The organism is Mycobacterium sp. E2238, assembly GCF_001672665.1.
Classification (GTDB): domain Bacteria; phylum Actinomycetota; class Actinomycetes; order Mycobacteriales; family Mycobacteriaceae; genus Mycobacterium.
Genome location: NZ_LZKF01000170.1, coordinates 36,039 through 51,635, shown reverse-complemented (window position 1 = coordinate 51,635; position 15,597 = coordinate 36,039). Strand labels below are relative to the sequence as shown.

At 66.6% G+C, this 15,597-nt stretch carries 16 protein-coding genes and 2 pseudogenes; 12 read left to right on the top strand and 6 right to left on the bottom strand.

Going from position 1 to position 15,597, the window contains the following annotated elements:
* A pseudogene (locus A5711_RS28065) lies at positions 1-379 on the top strand (AfsR/SARP family transcriptional regulator); the annotation flags it as partial.
* Positions 380-495: 116 nt separating this feature from the next.
* Here A5711_RS28065 and A5711_RS28060 read toward each other — a convergent pair.
* Positions 496-570 (bottom strand): annotated as a pseudogene (locus A5711_RS28060) (hypothetical protein); the annotation flags it as partial.
* Positions 571-798: 228 nt separating this feature from the next.
* On the opposite strand from A5711_RS28060, the gene A5711_RS15585 reads away from it, so the two are divergent.
* Together A5711_RS15585 and A5711_RS15580 are read left to right on the top strand one after the other, a co-directional pair.
* Entirely contained in the window at positions 799-3,369 is a 2,571-nt protein-coding gene (locus tag A5711_RS15585) for a SpoIIE family protein phosphatase (protein WP_067947981.1), read from the top strand.
* Positions 3,369-3,692, top strand: coding sequence for an STAS domain-containing protein (locus A5711_RS15580; RefSeq protein WP_067947999.1), 324 nt, complete (start codon positions 3,369-3,371; stop codon positions 3,690-3,692). The genes A5711_RS15585 and A5711_RS15580 overlap by 1 nt, the downstream gene beginning before the upstream one ends.
* 15 nt (positions 3,693-3,707) lie before the next feature.
* Here A5711_RS15580 and A5711_RS15575 read toward each other — a convergent pair whose 3' ends face one another.
* Positions 3,708-4,211 (bottom strand): DUF2505 domain-containing protein, encoded by a 504-nt coding sequence (locus tag A5711_RS15575; RefSeq protein WP_067947979.1) that lies wholly within the window; start codon positions 4,209-4,211, stop codon positions 3,708-3,710.
* A gap of 74 nt (positions 4,212-4,285) precedes the next feature.
* Between A5711_RS15575 and A5711_RS15570 the strand changes: the two genes are divergently transcribed.
* A complete protein-coding gene (locus tag A5711_RS15570) occupies positions 4,286-4,495 on the top strand; it encodes a DUF3072 domain-containing protein (protein ID WP_067947997.1) in 210 nt (69 codons plus the stop codon).
* Here A5711_RS15570 and A5711_RS15565 read toward each other — a convergent pair whose 3' ends face one another.
* Positions 4,496-5,503, bottom strand: a complete 1,008-nt coding sequence (locus A5711_RS15565; RefSeq protein ID WP_067947977.1) for a YihY/virulence factor BrkB family protein — start codon at positions 5,501-5,503, stop codon at positions 4,496-4,498. It abuts the gene before it with no gap.
* A gap of 126 nt (positions 5,504-5,629) precedes the next feature.
* Between A5711_RS15565 and A5711_RS15560 the strand changes: the two genes are divergently transcribed.
* The 4 genes from A5711_RS15560 (at position 5,630) to A5711_RS15550 (ending at position 8,083) form a co-directional block, all read left to right on the top strand.
* The gene (locus A5711_RS15560; protein WP_067947975.1) at positions 5,630-6,061 is read left to right on the top strand and encodes a nitroreductase family deazaflavin-dependent oxidoreductase; all 432 of its coding nucleotides are present in this window, start codon (positions 5,630-5,632) and stop codon (positions 6,059-6,061) included.
* Positions 6,062-6,119: 58 nt separating this feature from the next.
* Positions 6,120-6,401: a hypothetical protein gene (locus tag A5711_RS27645; protein ID WP_231986854.1), complete on the top strand. Its 282-nt coding sequence runs from the start codon at positions 6,120-6,122 to the stop codon at positions 6,399-6,401.
* A 117-nt stretch (positions 6,402-6,518) separates the two neighbouring features.
* Positions 6,519-7,451: an SAM-dependent methyltransferase gene (locus tag A5711_RS15555; RefSeq protein ID WP_067947973.1), complete on the top strand. Its 933-nt coding sequence runs from the start codon at positions 6,519-6,521 to the stop codon at positions 7,449-7,451.
* Complete coding sequence (locus A5711_RS15550) at positions 7,448-8,083, top strand: class I SAM-dependent methyltransferase (RefSeq protein WP_067947971.1); 636 nt, start codon at positions 7,448-7,450, stop codon at positions 8,081-8,083. Before A5711_RS15555 ends, A5711_RS15550 begins: the two co-directional genes overlap by 4 nt.
* Positions 8,084-8,090: 7 nt before the next feature.
* Here A5711_RS15550 and A5711_RS15545 read toward each other — a convergent pair whose 3' ends face one another.
* Together A5711_RS15545 and A5711_RS27640 are read right to left on the bottom strand one after the other, a co-directional pair.
* Positions 8,091-8,444 carry a hypothetical protein gene (locus tag A5711_RS15545; protein ID WP_067947969.1) on the bottom strand — a complete coding sequence of 118 codons (354 nt, stop codon included), beginning with the start codon at positions 8,442-8,444 and terminating at the stop codon, positions 8,091-8,093.
* Positions 8,445-8,694: 250 nt separating this feature from the next.
* Positions 8,695-9,330: a chitin-binding protein gene (locus A5711_RS27640; protein ID WP_231987489.1), complete on the bottom strand. Its 636-nt coding sequence runs from the start codon at positions 9,328-9,330 to the stop codon at positions 8,695-8,697.
* A gap of 319 nt (positions 9,331-9,649) precedes the next feature.
* Here A5711_RS27640 and A5711_RS15535 point away from each other — a divergent pair, with 319 nt between their 5' ends.
* The 3 genes from A5711_RS15535 (at position 9,650) to A5711_RS15525 (ending at position 12,951) form a co-directional block, all read left to right on the top strand.
* Entirely contained in the window at positions 9,650-10,387 is a 738-nt protein-coding gene (locus A5711_RS15535) for a VIT family protein (protein ID WP_067947965.1), read from the top strand.
* A gap of 135 nt (positions 10,388-10,522) precedes the next feature.
* The gene (locus tag A5711_RS15530) at positions 10,523-11,368 is read left to right on the top strand and encodes an acyl-CoA thioesterase domain-containing protein (RefSeq protein ID WP_067947963.1); all 846 of its coding nucleotides are present in this window, start codon (positions 10,523-10,525) and stop codon (positions 11,366-11,368) included.
* Complete coding sequence (locus tag A5711_RS15525) at positions 11,365-12,951, top strand: class I adenylate-forming enzyme family protein (RefSeq protein ID WP_067947961.1); 1,587 nt, start codon at positions 11,365-11,367, stop codon at positions 12,949-12,951. The genes A5711_RS15530 and A5711_RS15525 overlap by 4 nt, the downstream gene beginning before the upstream one ends.
* Here the strand turns inward: A5711_RS15525 and A5711_RS15520 are convergent.
* On the bottom strand, positions 12,918-13,535 hold the full coding sequence (locus tag A5711_RS15520; RefSeq protein ID WP_067947959.1) for a TIGR03085 family metal-binding protein: 618 nt from the start codon (positions 13,533-13,535) through the stop codon (positions 12,918-12,920). The genes A5711_RS15525 and A5711_RS15520 overlap by 34 nt on opposite strands.
* Before the next feature lie 111 nt (positions 13,536-13,646).
* Between A5711_RS15520 and htpG the strand changes: the two genes are divergently transcribed.
* Positions 13,647-15,593, top strand: coding sequence for a molecular chaperone HtpG (gene htpG, locus A5711_RS15515; protein ID WP_067947995.1), 1,947 nt, complete (start codon positions 13,647-13,649; stop codon positions 15,591-15,593).
* The last annotated feature ends 4 nt before the right edge of the window (positions 15,594-15,597 follow it).

Genomic DNA, 15,597 nt, shown 5'->3' with positions numbered 1-15,597 from the left:
CCTGGGCGACGGTTTCGTCCTGACGACGGGCACGGGTTGGACGCTGGCCGAGACCCAGGTTGACGCCGCGCGGTACAAATCGGCCGCCCGACTGGGACGCGACGCCGCGGCGGCCGGCGACACCAGCCAGGCGGTGGCCCGCTTCGAGGAGGCGCTCGCCCTGTGGCGCGGAATCCCCGAGCTGCCCGAGAGCCGACGGGGCACCTCCGAGAAAACGCGGTGGATCGAGGGCCACGCCGCACTGGTGGAGGACCGGGCCGACGCGCTGCTCGCGACCGGCCGGGCCGCGGAGATCATCGGCGAACTCGAGGCCGCCGTGGCCGATGCGCCCCTGCGCGAACGGCGTTGGGGCCAGCTGATGCTCGCGCTGTACCGCGCGGCGTCAACCTGGGTCTCGGCCAGCGTCCAACCCGTGCCCGTCGTCAGGACGAAACCGTCGCCCAGGGTGCGGCGTAATGAGGAGATGTGGGTTTGTAGGGCCTTGGCTGCGGTGCGCGGCGGATCCTCGCCCCAGAGGAGCTCGACGAGCGTGTCGGCCGCCACGACCGAACCGCCGTGCAGCCCAAGCATTGAAAGGATCGCGCGGGGTTTGGCGCCCGGGATAGCGACGGGCGCCCCGCCTAACCGGACCTGGAGAGGTCCCAAAACCCCCAGTTCCACCGATGGAAGCGTACTCACATCAGCCATCGTCAGTGGGGAGATTCAATGCACGGTCAAGATCGAGTAAAGCCCTCGCGTCCAGGCCCCAAGTCACCGCCACTGGAATGCTCACGAGCGTGAGCAGTTAGGTTTGTATCCATGGTCAACGAAGGGGGTGGATCGGCGTTCACCTGGCAGGGCCGGCGTGAGCTGGTGAGCCAGATTCATGAGCAGCTCGACGAGCTGGTCGAAGCCCGCGACCAGATGGAACAACTGGTGCGGGTCATCAGCGAAATCGGCTCTGACCTGGACCTGGACGTGACGTTGCACCGGATCGTCAAGGGGGCGATGGAGCTGACGGGCTGCCGTTACGCCGCCCTGGGTATCCGTGCTGCCGACGGCGCCCTGGCCACCTACGTCCGCGCGGGCATCGATGACGGCACGGCGCGGCGGCTCGGCGATCTGCCGGTGGGTGAGGGTCTGCGTCTCGAAGATGTAAGTGCGCATCCGCAGGCCGCCAAGCTGCAAGCCCACGATCCGCCATTGCGGGCGCTGCTCGGATTGCCGATCACCGTGCGGGGCGCGGACTTTGGGAGCCTTTACCTCGCCGACGACCGCGCGGGCCGAGTGTTCTCCGATTCCCAGGCGGCCGCCGTGCGGGCGTTGGCGACGGCCGCGGCGGCAGCCATCGACAACGCGCGCCTGTTCGAGCGAGAACGCGAAACGGCCAGATGGACGAAGGCCAGCCGCGAGATCACCACCGCGCTCCTGTCCGGCGACCCCCAGACGGGGCCGTTGCAACTCATCGTGAACCGGGCGCTGGAGTTGGCCGGGGCCGAACAGGCGATCTTGCTGGTTCCCAAGGAGTCCGACCTGCCTGCCGACGACGTCGACACCCTGGTGGTGGCCGCGACGGCGGGCCGGTACTCCTCGGAGGTGATCGGTCGCCAGGTGCCGATGGACGGCTCCACTACGGGCGGTGTCGCGCGGCGCGGCCTACCGCTGATCACCGAATCCTTCCAATATCCGATCGAGGGATTCACCGACGTCGGTGAACGGTCGGCGATCGTCATGCCACTGATCGCGGACGGGGCGGTGCTGGGCGTCATCGCCGTGGCCCGCGACCCTCAGCAGTCGCCGTTCGGCAACGATTACCTCGAGCTCGTCAGCGACTTTGCCCGGCACGCGGCTATCGCCCTGGCGTTGGCGGCGGGTCGTGAACACGCGCTCAACCAGGAACTCGCCCAGGCTGACACCGTCGACGCCGCGGTGAACGCCGCCGCCGAGGAATTGCGCCGACTGTGGCGGGCCCGCCGCGTGCTGGCTGTCACCTTTCCGACGCTCGGTTCCACCGCGGGAACCGCTTTTGGCGCGCCGCAAGTCGTGTCGGTCGGCGAGCCAGCGCAGTGGGGCGACCTGCCATCCCACACCCAACAGATGCTCGGCGCGCTGCGCGACGGTGACTTGCTCACCGCGAGCACGGGGGAGGCCGGGACGGCCGGCATCGCGCTGCAGCATCCCGAGGGCGTGCTCGTCGTCTGGATCGATCTGGCCGAGCGGCGCGCGTTCACCCTCGAGGACCAGACCTTGCTCACGGTGCTGGCCGGCCGGCTCGGCCAGGGGCTGCAGCGGGTCCATCAGGTCGACCAGCAGCGGGAAACCGCCCTGGCGCTGCAACACGCGATCCTCGGCCCTGCCGATCTCCCGCACGGGTTCACGGTCCGCTATCAGGCCGCCAGCCGGCCCCTTCAGGTGGGCGGTGACTGGTACGACATCGTCGACCTGGACGACGGGCGCATCGCTATGGTCGTCGGCGACTGTGTGGGGCATGGCCTCGCCGCCGCCACCGTCATGGGTCAGGTGCGCAGCGCCTGCCGCGCGTTGCTGTTCGAAAACCCCAGCCCCGGCGCCGCTCTCTCCGGGATGGATCGCTTCGCCGCGCGGCTGCCAGGCGCCCAGTGCACCACCGCCGTCTGCGCGGTGCTCAACCCCGAGACCGGCGAGCTGATTTATTCCAGCGCCGGCCACCCGCCGCCCGTCCTGGTCCACGCGGACGGCACCACCCAGATCCTCGATGACGGTCACACCATCGCGCTGGGGGTACGAGCCGACTGGTCCCGCCCCGAGGCCAGGGTGACCATTCCGGCCCGCGCGACCCTGCTCCTCTACACAGACGGGCTGGTCGAACGCCGGCGCACCGCATTGGGGCAGGGGATCTCCCGCGCAGCGGGCCTGGTGCAGGACGGCCGTGCGTCCACTCTCGATGAATTGGCGAACGACATCATGCTCGGCCTGGCCCCCGACGGCGGCTACCAGGATGATGTTGTCCTGCTGCTCTATCGCCACCCCGCGCCGCTGGAGCTGACGTTCCCCGCCGACGTCAGCCACCTCGCCCCGGCCCGAACCGCGTTGCGCACCTGGTTGACGCGGACCCGGCTGGACCCGGAACAGGCGATGAACGTGCTCGTCGCCGCCGGGGAGGCCGTCGCCAACGCCATCGAGCACGGTCACCGCGACAAACCGGAAGGCACGATCAAGCTGGGCGCGACCGCACTGGTCGACCAGGTGCAGTTGACCATTACCGACACCGGCTCGTGGAAGGTTCCGCAACCGGCAAGTTATCCCCACCGGGGCCGGGGTATTGCTCTCATGCGAGGGCTCATGCAAGACGTCACCATCAGCCCCGACGCCGCCGGAACAACGGTTCACCTATCCGCGAGGATCACATGATGCCCACGTCGCTCACCCTCGACACCGCGCGCCGCGATGACGGGGAGCTGATGCTGGTCGCGGCGGGGGAGATAGATTTGAGCAACATCGACGCGTTCGTCCAGGCCCTTACCAGCGCGAGCGGCGAGTCCTCCGGCGGCGGTCCGCTCACTGTGGATCTCAGTGGCGTCGAGTACCTCGACAGCGCCGCCATCAGCGCTCTGTTCGCCCACGCCAACCACATCCACCTGATCGCACACCCGATCCTGATGCCGATCCTCACCATCAGCGGCCTCACCGAACTGGTTGCCGTCGACCCCGCGTCGCCGGCATCGGAAAACTGACCAACGTCGGGGCCGTCAGGCGTTTTCGGCGATCCAAGTACTGGTGAAGCGCTGTAACGCGGGAATGCTCTTGGCCAGGTCCGCTTCCATCGACTTCTCGAATTTGCGGCCCACCAGCGGGATTTTGACCGCCACCTCCACGGCGAAGCGCAACCGGGCGCCGTCGCCCGCGGGCCCCATCCACGCTTCCGCACGGCCCGATCCAATACCGCCGGAGCTCACAACGCTGATTTGACCGCGGACTTCGCCGTCGGCGACTGGTCGCCATGTCTCGCTGTGGACGATCTTCAGCTCGCCGGGGACGGCTTTGGCAATGAGCGTGGGCATCACCTGGCGAGCAACGTGCTGGGTGGCGCGAACTGTCACGGTGCCATCGGCGTCAACGACCAGGGAATCCAGCGTCGTGGGAGCGTTGCTGGCTTTCAGGCGGGCCAGCCAGTAGTCCTCGCGGCCGAACGTCGTATGGATCTGCTCAACGCTGGCGGGCGATTCGATCGAGATGTCGAAGGAACGCGACATGGCAACGATTCTTCCAAATCCTCATGTTTCGAACGTACGTGCGATGGTTATCCCTTGTCGCGGAGGTGAAGGACATGACAGACAACCGACAGTCGCCAGGCGAGAATCCCGAAAAGGAGACGTCCGAGTGGGTGACCGGCGACGAGCCGATGACCGGCCCGCAGCGCAGCTACGTGCACACCTTGGCCCAGGAAGCAGGACGCGACGTTCCCGACGATTTGACCAAGGCGCAAGCGTCGGAGCTCATCGACGAACTGCAGCAACAAACCGGGCGGGGTAACTGACTAGCCGGCGGGTCGGCTGCCGACGGACGGGGTCGGGGGGCCGGTCGCCTTGCGTCGGAGGTCGCCGAACCTGACGCTAACACGCTGAAAGCCCTTGACCCGCTCGGCTTTTGCCTTCTTGGTGTAGGTCTTGCGGTCGGCCGGTGTAAGTTCCGCGTCATCGGTGAAGGGCGTGAGCAAGGCGCGCGGGTAAAGCCCTTCCACCAGAACGACATTGATCTCGGCGCAGATGACCAGCGTCGACGAGATCAGGAAAAGGAAGGCCAGCAATCCCAGCACCAATGCGAAGACACTGTTGGTGGCGCTGGCCGTCTTCACCGTGTGGCGAATGTATCCTGCACCGCCCCATTGCAAGATCTGCCAGATCACTGCTGCCGCAAGCGCTCCGGGCAGGACTTGGCGATAGGTGAGGTTTCGCGCGGTGGTCACGCGAAATGCCACCAGGCAGATCAGTGCGTTGATCATCACGGCGACCAGTGCGACGCCGATCTTTCCGAATACGCCCAGCGCCCCGGTGGCTTGGCCGGCGGCGGACAGGACGGTGGCGGCCAGGGCCGCCGAGCCAAGGACCAACAACAGCATCAAGCTGCGCAGGCGCGAGCGAATCGGGTCAGGACGCTTGTTCCTCGGGACGGCCCATACCGAGTCCATCGCGTTCTGCACCGCCTGGCCGACGCCCAGGCCGCCGTAGAGCGCGCCAAGCACCCCGACGACCACGGCGGCGGTTCCCCCGCTGAGCCCGGCAGGCTCATGCAGCTGACTGCCGATGACGGGGAATTGGCTCAAGGTGCTGTGCAGCACCTGTTGCTGCAGGTCGGGGCGTCCGGCCAGGATGACGCCCAGGCCGGTCGTCAACAGCAGCAACAGCGGGAACAGCGACACGAACCCGTAGTAGGTGATCAGGGCGGACAGGTAACCGCCTTGATCGTCGAGATACTTGTAAATGACGCCGATCACCACACCCGCCGCGCGGTTTCGGCGTTGCAGCCTGTCCAGCCAGCCGACCATCTCGTGCTCACTTCGTTGCTACGGAAGCGGATACCCCCCCGATGGGATGTCCCAGGTGATACCCCGATTTCGCTGCGACCAATCGTGGGTCGCTCGGCGGCCCCATACCCATGCCAGGATGGGGTGATGGTCGATGATGCGATGCAGTCGGAGCGCGAATTCAACGAGCGCAATATCGAGGAATTCCGCCGCAACGGGGGCAAGGTAGGTGGACAGTTCGAGGGCTTCCCGTTGCTGCTGTTGACCTCGACCGGTGCGCGCAGCGGTGCGCAGCGGGTGAACCCCATCGCCTATTTTGACGTCGACGGCAAGATTTATATCGTCGGATCCGCCGCGGGCCGGGACAGCAACCCGGCATGGGTGCACAACATTCGCGCCAACCCTCGGGTGACTGTGGAAATCGGCTCGCAGGCGCCCAAGCCGGCGACTGTGCGCGAATTACCCCGCGGCGAGCGCGATTCCGTCTATCGGATCGTCGTCGAGCGGGCTCCCGGGTTTGGCGAGTATCAAGAGCGCACCGACCGGGTCATTCCGGTCTTCGAATTGGTTCCCGAATAACAACACCGCCAACGGGTTGCGAGTCGCAAAATGAATGTTGGGCCGGGAGGAGACCGAGATGACACTCAAGCAGCTGGTACGGGTCTGGGCGTTCGGCGCGTTCGCTCTCGCATTGGCGATGTTGTCGGCGGTCACGACGCCGGCGATCGGCCGGGCCGACCCCAATTGCGCTGACGGGTTTGTGTGGAGCGTGGACTTGCATCAATGCGTGCCCTTTGTCCCCGCCGTGAACGGGCCGGGTGGGCCCGGTGGCCCCGGTGGCCCGGGCGGTCCCGGTGGCCCGGGCGGTCCCGGTGGGCCGGGTGGCCCGGGTGGCCCTGGCGGTCCCGGTCCGCGGTAGGGCTTGCTAGCCAGACGTCTTAATCCGCGGCGACCTGCCGCGAAATGCTCGGGAACTTATCGCCCCTCGCGGTCGTTATAGTGGCTAAGTATCGCTTCGCTCCGAGGGGACTAACGCATGCCACGCACAGACAACGACACTTGGGATTTGGCCACCAGCGTGGGCGCGACGGCCACGATGGTGGCCGCGGCCCGAGCGATCGCGACCAAGGCCGACAATCCGCTGATCGAGGACCGGTTCGCCGAACCGCTGGTTCGCGCCGTGGGCGTGGACTTCTTCACGCGATGGGTCGACGGCGACCTTGTTGCGGCCGACGTCGACGACCACGAATCCGGTTGGAAACTCGAGCACATGCCCCTGGCGATGGCCGCCCGGACACGCTTCTTCGACACCTTCTTTCACGACGCGGCCCAAGCCGGGATCCGTCAGGCGGTGATTCTGGCGTCCGGCCTCGACGCGCGCGCCTACCGGCTGTCGTGGCCCGCCGAGATGACAGTGTTCGAAATCGACCAGCCGGAGGTTATCGAGTTCAAGACCACCACCCTGGCGAAGCTGGGCGCCGCCCCGCAGGCGGACCTGCGCACGGTCGCCATTGATTTGCGACGTGACTGGCCGAAGGCGTTGGCGGATGCCGGCTTTGACAAGAGCCGCCCGACCGCATGGATCGCGGAAGGCCTCTTCGGGTACCTGCCGCCGGACGCCCAGGACCGCTTGCTGGACAACATTTCCGCGCTGAGTGCCAATGGCAGCAGGCTGGCTGTCGAAGCCATCCCGCAGCGGCCCCAGCAGGACATCGAAAAAGCGCGGGAGATGATGCGCAGGGCCACCGCCAAATGGCGCGACCACGGCTTCGAGCTGGATTGGGAGGAGCTGGGTTTCGAGGGCGAGCGCAACGACGTCGCCGCCTACCTGAAGGACCTGGGGTGGGAAACGGTCGGTACCCAGATGAGTGAGCTGTTGGCTGACAGCGGGCTGGCGGCGATTCCCCAGACGAACGACTCGGTGTCCGTCGCCGACACCGTCTACTACAGCTCGGTATTGAGCGAATGACGGCACCGAGTCGACGAGGACTCAACGACGCGGTAACGCGGCTCTGGAGTTTTTTGGCTCCGGCGTACGATCTGCCGTTCCTGCAGCAGTGGGTTTACCGTCCGCCGCATGATGAGGTGATCGCGCAGTTGCGCGCCCACCATGCCCGCAAGATCGCCGATATCGCCTGCGGCACGGGCATTCTCAGTGATCGGATCGCCCGCGAGCTGGAGCCGGACGAGATCTACGGTGTAGACATGTCCGACGGTATGCTCGCCCAGGCGCGCGCCAGAACCGACCGAGTGCAGTGGTTGCGCGGCCCGGCTGAGCAGCTGCCCTTCGACGATGGCGCGCTCGACGCCGTGGTGACCACGTCGGCGTTCCACTTCTTTGACCAGCCGGCGGCGCTGCGCGAATTCCACCGCGTGCTGGCGCCTGGCGGGTTGGTGGCCGTCGCGACCCTGAGTGCGCGGCAGCCGCGGCTGCAGGCATCGTCGGCCAATAGGTGGAAACCGCAACACAATGCGTCGCCGGCGGAAATGAAGTCGTTGTTCGAAGGCGCCGGTTTCGTCATCAGCGATCAGCACCGCATCCCGCGGCCTGCCTGGACCCGGATCATCTCCGATCTGATTACCGTCGGCACCAAGCGCTGAGCGGCCGTCAGGCGGCTAGCTTGCTCACCACGCGCGGAGCCGGTCGCGAGAAATGTTCGTAGTCACCGCCGTACACGACGCGCGAGGGTCGATAGCCGGGGACCGGCCGGGTGACGACGCATTGCCGAGCGAAACGCTCCTGCGCGCGCGCAACCGTCCGTTCGATGAAGTCGGTGGCAATCCAGCTGGCGCCGAATACCGCCGCCGCCATACCGAACTGAAGCGGTGAGCCGGCCGCAAGAGCGACCAATGCGCAGATTCCCGACGCCACGGCCACGACCAGCGTGGCGGCGTACAAGAGGGTCACACGCGGATCTGTCGCCTGCCGCGAGATAGCGGGCTTGAAGTCAGGCGTGGTCATCGCGCCTCCTCTTCAGTCGATTACACAGGCCAGGCAGCTGCGGAAACGCAACCGTGACCTCGATGTTTCGCTATCGAGACCCGTCAAACGAGGGCCATACGGCACCTATGGCATGGCGGACGGCCCCCGCCGAAAGGCCAAAAGTCCCGTCGGCTCGGGTCCCGAGACGATCCATGCCGGCGGAGCTACCGACTGACAGCGCAACGCCCGCCCCGCCGAGTGGCGAAGCGGGCGTTGTTACCACCGCTGTTTACAGCGGAATCCAGACCCCGAAGAACCAGAAGCCCCACTGATTGAACCCGGGGTCCCACACAGGAGTCTCCTGGTAGCCCCAGTAGTTGATCGGGCCGTATCCCCACTGCCCTCCGGGCGGGGGGAGCGGCCGGTCCCACGCGGGCCGCGGCGGCTCGCCGGGTCCCCAGGGTGCCGGCCCATCGCCCCACGGGGCACCGCGGAAGTAGCCGCGCTGGGCGTCTCCGTGCCAGGGCCCGCCGGGATGATCGGGCCCACCGGGGCCGCCGGGGCCACCGGGATGATCCGGTCCACCGGGCCCACCGGGCCCACCGGGCCCACCGGGGCCGCCGGGGCCACCGGGGCCACCGGGGCCACCGGGATGATCCGGGCCGCCGGGTCCACCCGGAGGTCCGCCCGGGTGACCGGGGCCGCCTGGCCCACCCGGAGGTCCGCCTGGCCCCCCGGGTCCGCCCGGGTCACCGGGCGCGTTCGGCGGATGGATACCTCCGGGAGCCGGGCCACCATGATTGCCGGCCGGACCGGGTTGTGGCGCTCCCGGAGCGGCGTTGGCGACACCCGCACCCACACCGAACGCCGCGGCGCTCAGGGCGCCGGCGACGGTTATCCCCCCAAGTATTTGCTTGAATTTCATAGTCCTTCACCTGTCTAACTGCCAGTGAATCCTCGGAATCCCCCTTACACAGTTCGACCATAAATAGGTTCCCTATGCATCGGCTGTGCGTGGCCCAAGCAAAACTTCTGGGGCACCCCGACGTGCGAAAGGTGGACGGCACCCACGGGGAAACCGCGAAACATAAACCACGGCGGCCCGCAACGGCGTGTCGTCGCCGACGTTTATGTGTCGTGGATCGACGTGCGCCTGATACGGCGACCCGACGAGGCCGAGACGAGGCAGGGAGACCGCCCAGCCGCTTTGGAAAGCCTACGTTTCCTAGTCGAGCGGATCTTTGATGTATATCGTTGCGGCCGTGCCGAGTCCGTCGCATCCGCATCCGTCCGAACCGCATTCGGGTTCGGTGTCATCGAAATTGAATTGGCTGCGCGCCGGGGTCTTGGGCGCCAACGATGGAATCGTCTCGACTGCGGGCATCGTGGTGGGAGTCGCTGCCGCGACGGTGGAACGCGCTCCGGTATTGACCGCGGGCACCGCCGGACTTGTTGCCGGGGCCGTGTCGATGGCCCTGGGCGAGTACGTGTCGGTCAGCACCCAGCGCGACACCGAGAAGGCGCTGTTGCACAAGGAGCGCCAGGAACTGCGCGACGATCCGGCCGCCGAGCTGGACGAGCTTGCCGCCCTGTATGAGGCCAAGGGCCTGAACGCCGCCACCGCGCGCACCGTGGCCGAGGAACTTACCGACCACAATCCGCTCCTTGCCCACGCCGAAGTCGAACTCGGTATCAATCCTGAGGAGCTGACCAACCCGTGGCAGGCGGCGTCATCCTCGGCGCTGTCGTTCGCAGTCGGTGCCCTCCTGCCGTTGGTCGCGATCTTGGCGCCGCCCGCGATGTGGAGAATCCCGGTCACCGTGGCCGCGGTACTCGCCGCGCTGGTGCTCACGGGCGCAGTATCGGCCGGTTTGGGCGGGGCGCCCAAGGGCCGGGCAGTCCTCCGCAATGTCATCGGAGGCGGTCTCGCATTATCGATCACCTACGCAATCGGCCACTTGGTCGGTGCGGCGATCGCCTAAGGGCGCCAACACGCTTGCTCGGCTAGGGAATTGGCCTGCGGCCAGGTCGGCCGCGGGGGACTGGAACCCAAACAGTAATATCAACTGTTGCCATCCTCACACGGGGGATCCCAACTCTGGGCGGAGCGTCGCGCATTGACCGAAACGAATTTCGTGCCGGATGACGTTGATTCAGCGGAGCAGACGCCGTACTTCGTGCGCGATGAAACCCGTTTCGTACCAAATCCGATCGCGCGCGGTGGGTGGGGTCCCTCGCTCAGCGGGCACGTGGTCGGCGGACTGCTGGGCTGGGCCGTCGAACGCGCGGTCGACGACCCGCAACTGCAACCCGCCCGTCTGACCGTCGACCTACCCGCGCCGGCCGCGCTGGAACCCATCGAGGTGCGGACCACCGTGCACCACGATCGTCGGCGGCTGCGCCTCGTCGAGGCGGTCCTTTCCCAGCGAGGTGTCCCCGTCGCCCGCGGGAGCGCGCTGTTTCTGCGGCGCGGTCCTCAGCCCGAAGGCCACGTGTGGTCCCCGAACCTGCAGATGCCGCCGCTGCCAATCGAGGACGGCGCTCAGCCGTCGCTGTTCATGCGCACCTACGGCTGGGGCGCGGAACTGCAAAACCCCGACCCCGAATGGGCCGACACTTCCGGCCCGAAGTACACCTGGCTGTATGAGACACGCTGCCTCATCGACGGCGAACCCCTCAGTGCCTTCACCCGTGCGGCGATGGCGGCCGATATCACTGCCTCCCTTGCCAATTGGGGCACGAACGGTCTGCAATTCATCAACGCCGACTACACGCTTACGTTGAGCCGGCTGCCCGAAGGGCCCCACATCGGCATGGCCTCGCTGACGCATTACAGCCACGAGGGCGTGGCCACCGGGTCGGCCGTGCTCGTCGACCGCAAGGGGCCCATTGGCAGTGGCGTTTCGGTCGCGATAGCCCACTCGGGATTCCGCCCGATTCAGGTCAATCCGACGAACGAATGAGCACCGCAAGCGACGCCACTTACTGGGCCTTGATCGCCGACGCGGCACAGGCCCCGCCGCGGCCACTGCTCGCCGACGACAAGGGGCGCAGCCTGACCACCCGTGAGTTCCATGATGCCGCGTGCGCGACCGCCGCGGCGTTCACCGAACGTGGGATACGCGCGGGAACCGTCGTGTCCTGGCAACTGCCGACCACGCTCGAGACCCTGGTCGTCATGGCGGCACTGGCCCGGATCGGTGCGGTGCAAAATCCCATCATCCCGATACTGCGAGAGCACGAGGTCAGCTTCATCACTGAGCAGCTGTCCTCGGAATACCTTGTCGTGCCTGATATTTGGCGAGGATTCGATCACGGCGCGCTGGCGCGGAGTCTGGCCGCGACGCGAGGTTTCGAAGTCATCACCGTTGATTTGGCGACGCCGCCGGACGACGGCAAGCTTCGACTGCCCCGTGCGGCCACCGATGCGCTCGGGCCGCCGCCGGTTGCCGCCCACGACGCGCGCTGGGTCTATTACTCGTCGGGAACCACCGCGGCGCCCAAAGGGATCCGCCATACCGACGCATCGGTGATCGCCGGCGCAACCGGACTGGTCAGCGCGATCGGCATCACCAGCAGCGACGTCGATCCCATCGCCTTTCCCGTAGCGCACATCGGCGGGGCGGTGATGCTGGCCGCCGCGCTGCGAACCGGCATGCGGCTGGCGCTGTTTGAGGTATTCGACCCGGCGACCACACCGTTTTCCATCGCGGCGCACAACCCGACTTTTCTCGGCACGGCAACCCCGTTCTTCGTCGGTTTCCTCGATGCCCAACGAGCCCATGGTGATCAGCCGCTGTTCCCCTTCCTTCGCGGCTGCCTGGCCGGCGGCGCGCCCATCACGGCCGAGCTGGGCCGCCAAATTCGCGAGGCCTTCGGCCTGCCCGGCATCGCCAATGCCTGGGGACTCACCGAATTCCCCGTCGCGGCCTCACCCTCGCTCACCGACGCACCCGAGTCGCTCGACCACACCGTCGGCAGGCCAACAGCGGGCGTCAGCGTCCGGGTGGTCGGTGGCGACGAGGCCGAACTGCCCGCCGGGCAGGAAGGTGAGCTGCGGCTCAAGGGACCCCAGTGCTTTCTCGGGTACGCGGACGCGACGCTCGACGCCGACGCGTTCGACGAGGACGGCTGGCTCCGCACCGGCGATCTCGGGCTGGTCGACCTGGACGGCAACGTCCGCGTGACCGGCCGCATCAAGGATGCGATCATCCGCAACGCGGAGAACGTGTCGGCCCTCGAAGTCGAGAATGTGCTGGCCACCCATCCCGCGGTCACCGATGTCGCCGTCATCGGGATCCCCGACCCGCGCACCGGTGAGCGCGTATGCGCGGTGGTGGTGCCGGCTTCGGCCGAGGACCTGTCGCTGGAATCACTGGTGCGGCATTGTCATTCGCGCGGGCTGAGCCGCTACAAACATCCCGAGCGCCTGGTCGTCGTTGATGCGCTGCCGCGCAATCAGTTCGGCAAGGTGATCAAAAAGCAGCTCCGAGAAGCGTTTGGATCAAACGACTACAGGCCCTTGGGCGCATCCCGGACGGACTGAACCGCCGATGCGTCGCCGTCGAACTCGACTCGCGCGGAGCGCCCGACCGCGAACAGCAGTAGCTCCTCTGGCGCACCGGTCACGGTGACCGCCGGACCGCGTCCCGCCGTGAGCAGTGTCTTGCCCTCGGGGGTGCGCAACGCGACCCGGCCCGGCACCTTGGCGAGCGTGACCCGGGCCATCAGCGGCAGGGTGCGTCGCAGCCTGGCGGCCAGGGCAGGCTCCAGCTCGCGGGGGGCCCAGCCTTGCTGGGCGCGACGCACATCCTCGTGGTGGATGAACATCTCGGCGACGTTGGCCACCGCGTCGAGCAGCTTGAACGGTGAGTACACCGGCGGGCCGGATGCGATTTTGTCCACCAGCTCGCTCCACTCGGTTTCGGCGGTCTGGTCCTGCACCTTCTCGGTGTGCGGGGCGAAGAACGGGATGACGATGCCCGGAGCGGCGTCGGGGCGGTATTCGCGGATCACCAGGTGGGCGGCGAGGTCGCGCGTCTTCCACCCCTCGCAGAGGGTGGGTGCATCGGGTCCGACGCCGCGCAGGGTGTCGACAAGGGCGGCTCGTTCGCGCTGGGCAACAGACATCTGCTCAGCGTAGGCCCGACGTGATCGCTACGGGCGAACCCCCGGACACTTGCGTCTCGAAGCTCGGTAAATTTGAAACGTCATGTCCTGGGAGAAATGTAGGGAATGTCGATGAACGCGCGTGTCGAGCAGTTGGAGTTTCAGGCGGAGGCCCGCCAGTTGCTGGACCTGATGGTCCACTCGGTCTACTCCAACAAGGATTCGTTTCTGCGGGAGCTGATCTCGAACGCCTCCGACGCACTGGACAAGCTGCGGCTGGAAGCCTTCCGGAACAAAGACCTCGACGTCGACACCTCCGACCTGCACATCGAGGTCGAGGTGGACAAGGACGCACGCACCCTGACCATCCGTGACAACGGGATCGGCATGACCCGCGACGAGGTGGTGGGGCTGATCGGCACCCTGGCGAAGTCCGGCACCGCCGAGCTGCGTCAGCAATTGAAGGAGGCCCAGAACGAGGCGGCCTCCGAGGAACTGATCGGTCAATTTGGCATCGGGTTCTACTCGAGCTTCATGGTCGCCGACAAGGTTGAGCTGCTCACCCGCAAGGCCGGCGAAAGCGAAGCCACCCGGTGGGAGTCGAGCGGCGAGGGCACCTACACCATCGAAGCCGTCGAAAACGCCCCGCAGGGGACGTCGGTCACGCTGCACCTCAAGCCCGAAGACGCCGAGGACGAGCTGCACGACTACACCTCGGAATGGAAGATCCGCAGCCTGGTCAAGAAATACTCCGACTTCATCGCCTGGCCGATCCGCATGGAGGTCGAGCGACGGATCCAGGTTCCTGTGGAGGAAGACTCCGAAGAGACCCGTGAAGAGGTCGTCATCGACACCGAGACCCTCAACTCGATGAAGGCCCTCTGGGCGCGGCCGAAGGAAGAGGTCTCCGAGGAGGAATACAAGGAGTTCTACAAGCACATCGCGCACGCCTGGGATGACCCGCTCGAAATCATCGCGATGAAGGCCGAGGGCACCTTCGAATACCAGGCCCTGCTCTTCATCCCGTCCCACGCGCCGTTCGACCTGTTCAACCGCGACGCCCAGACCGGGATTCAGCTGTATGTCAAGCGGGTGTTCATCATGGGTGACTGCGACCAGCTCATGCCCGAATACCTGCGCTTCGTCAAGGGCGTCGTCGACGCACAGGACATGTCGCTCAACGTGTCACGCGAAATCCTGCAGCAAGATCGGCAGATCAAGGCGATTCGTCGGCGCCTCACCAAGAAGGTTCTCTCCACCATCAAAGAACTGCAGTCCGAGCGACCGGACGACTACCGGACCTTCTGGACTCAATTCGGCAGAGTCGTCAAAGAGGGGCTGCTGTCGGACTTCGACAACCGGGAGACCCTGCTGCAGATATGCTCATTCGCCTCGACGCACAGCGAGGAGGAGGCCACCACCCTCGCCGAGTACGTGGAGCGCATGAAGGACGGCCAGGAGCAGATTTTCTTCGCTACGGGTGAGACGCGGCAACAGATCCTGAAGTCGCCGCACCTCGAGGCCTTCAAGGCCAAGGGTTACGAGGTCCTACTGCTCACTGACCCGGTCGACGAAGTCTGGGTGGGGACCGTGACCGAGTTCGACGGCAAGCCGCTGCAGTCGGTCGCCAAGGGCGAGGTGGACCTCAGCTCCGAAGGCGAGGAGAGCGAGGCCGAGCGCGAGGAGCAGCAGAAGGAATTCGCCGAGCTGCTGACCTGGATGAAGGAGACGTTGAGCGAACACGTCAAGGAGGTACGGCTTTCCAGCCGTCTGACGGACTCGCCGGCCTGCCTGATCACCGACGCTTTCGGCATCACGCCTGCCCTCGCCCGCCTCTACCGTGCGTCCGGTCAGGACATCCCCGTCGGCAAGCGAATCCTCGAACTGAACCCCAACCATCCACTGGTCACCGGCCTCCGCGAGGCGCAGAAGAAGGCCGACGGAGATGCCGCACTGGCCGAGGTTGCCGAGACTGCCGAATTGCTCTATGGCACAGCGCTTCTCGCCGAGGGCGGCGCGCTCGACGATCCGGCCAGGTTCGCCGAGTTGCTCGCCGACCGCTTGACCCGCACCGTGTAGTCGG

What these genes read in the sequence shown, in the direction of transcription:
- A5711_RS15585 (WP_067947981.1), top strand. Translation starts at nt 799, where the DNA reads ATGGTCAACGAAGGGGGTGGATCGGCGTTCACCTGGCAGGGCCGGCGT.
- A5711_RS15580 (WP_067947999.1), top strand. Translation starts at nt 3,369, where the DNA reads ATGCCCACGTCGCTCACCCTCGACACCGCGCGCCGCGATGACGGGGAG.
- A5711_RS15575 (WP_067947979.1), bottom strand. Translation starts at nt 4,211, where the DNA reads ATGTCGCGTTCCTTCGACATCTCGATCGAATCGCCCGCCAGCGTTGAG.
- A5711_RS15570 (WP_067947997.1), top strand. Translation starts at nt 4,286, where the DNA reads ATGACAGACAACCGACAGTCGCCAGGCGAGAATCCCGAAAAGGAGACG.
- A5711_RS15565 (WP_067947977.1), bottom strand. Translation starts at nt 5,503, where the DNA reads ATGGTCGGCTGGCTGGACAGGCTGCAACGCCGAAACCGCGCGGCGGGT.
- A5711_RS15560 (WP_067947975.1), top strand. Translation starts at nt 5,630, where the DNA reads ATGGTCGATGATGCGATGCAGTCGGAGCGCGAATTCAACGAGCGCAAT.
- A5711_RS27645 (WP_231986854.1), top strand. Translation starts at nt 6,120, where the DNA reads ATGACACTCAAGCAGCTGGTACGGGTCTGGGCGTTCGGCGCGTTCGCT.
- A5711_RS15555 (WP_067947973.1), top strand. Translation starts at nt 6,519, where the DNA reads ATGCCACGCACAGACAACGACACTTGGGATTTGGCCACCAGCGTGGGC.
- A5711_RS15550 (WP_067947971.1), top strand. Translation starts at nt 7,448, where the DNA reads ATGACGGCACCGAGTCGACGAGGACTCAACGACGCGGTAACGCGGCTC.
- A5711_RS15545 (WP_067947969.1), bottom strand. Translation starts at nt 8,444, where the DNA reads ATGACCACGCCTGACTTCAAGCCCGCTATCTCGCGGCAGGCGACAGAT.
- A5711_RS27640 (WP_231987489.1), bottom strand. Translation starts at nt 9,330, where the DNA reads ATGAAATTCAAGCAAATACTTGGGGGGATAACCGTCGCCGGCGCCCTG.
- A5711_RS15535 (WP_067947965.1), top strand. Translation starts at nt 9,650, where the DNA reads ATGTATATCGTTGCGGCCGTGCCGAGTCCGTCGCATCCGCATCCGTCC.
- A5711_RS15525 (WP_067947961.1), top strand. Translation starts at nt 11,365, where the DNA reads ATGAGCACCGCAAGCGACGCCACTTACTGGGCCTTGATCGCCGACGCG.
- A5711_RS15520 (WP_067947959.1), bottom strand. Translation starts at nt 13,535, where the DNA reads ATGTCTGTTGCCCAGCGCGAACGAGCCGCCCTTGTCGACACCCTGCGC.
- htpG (WP_067947995.1), top strand. Translation starts at nt 13,647, where the DNA reads ATGAACGCGCGTGTCGAGCAGTTGGAGTTTCAGGCGGAGGCCCGCCAG.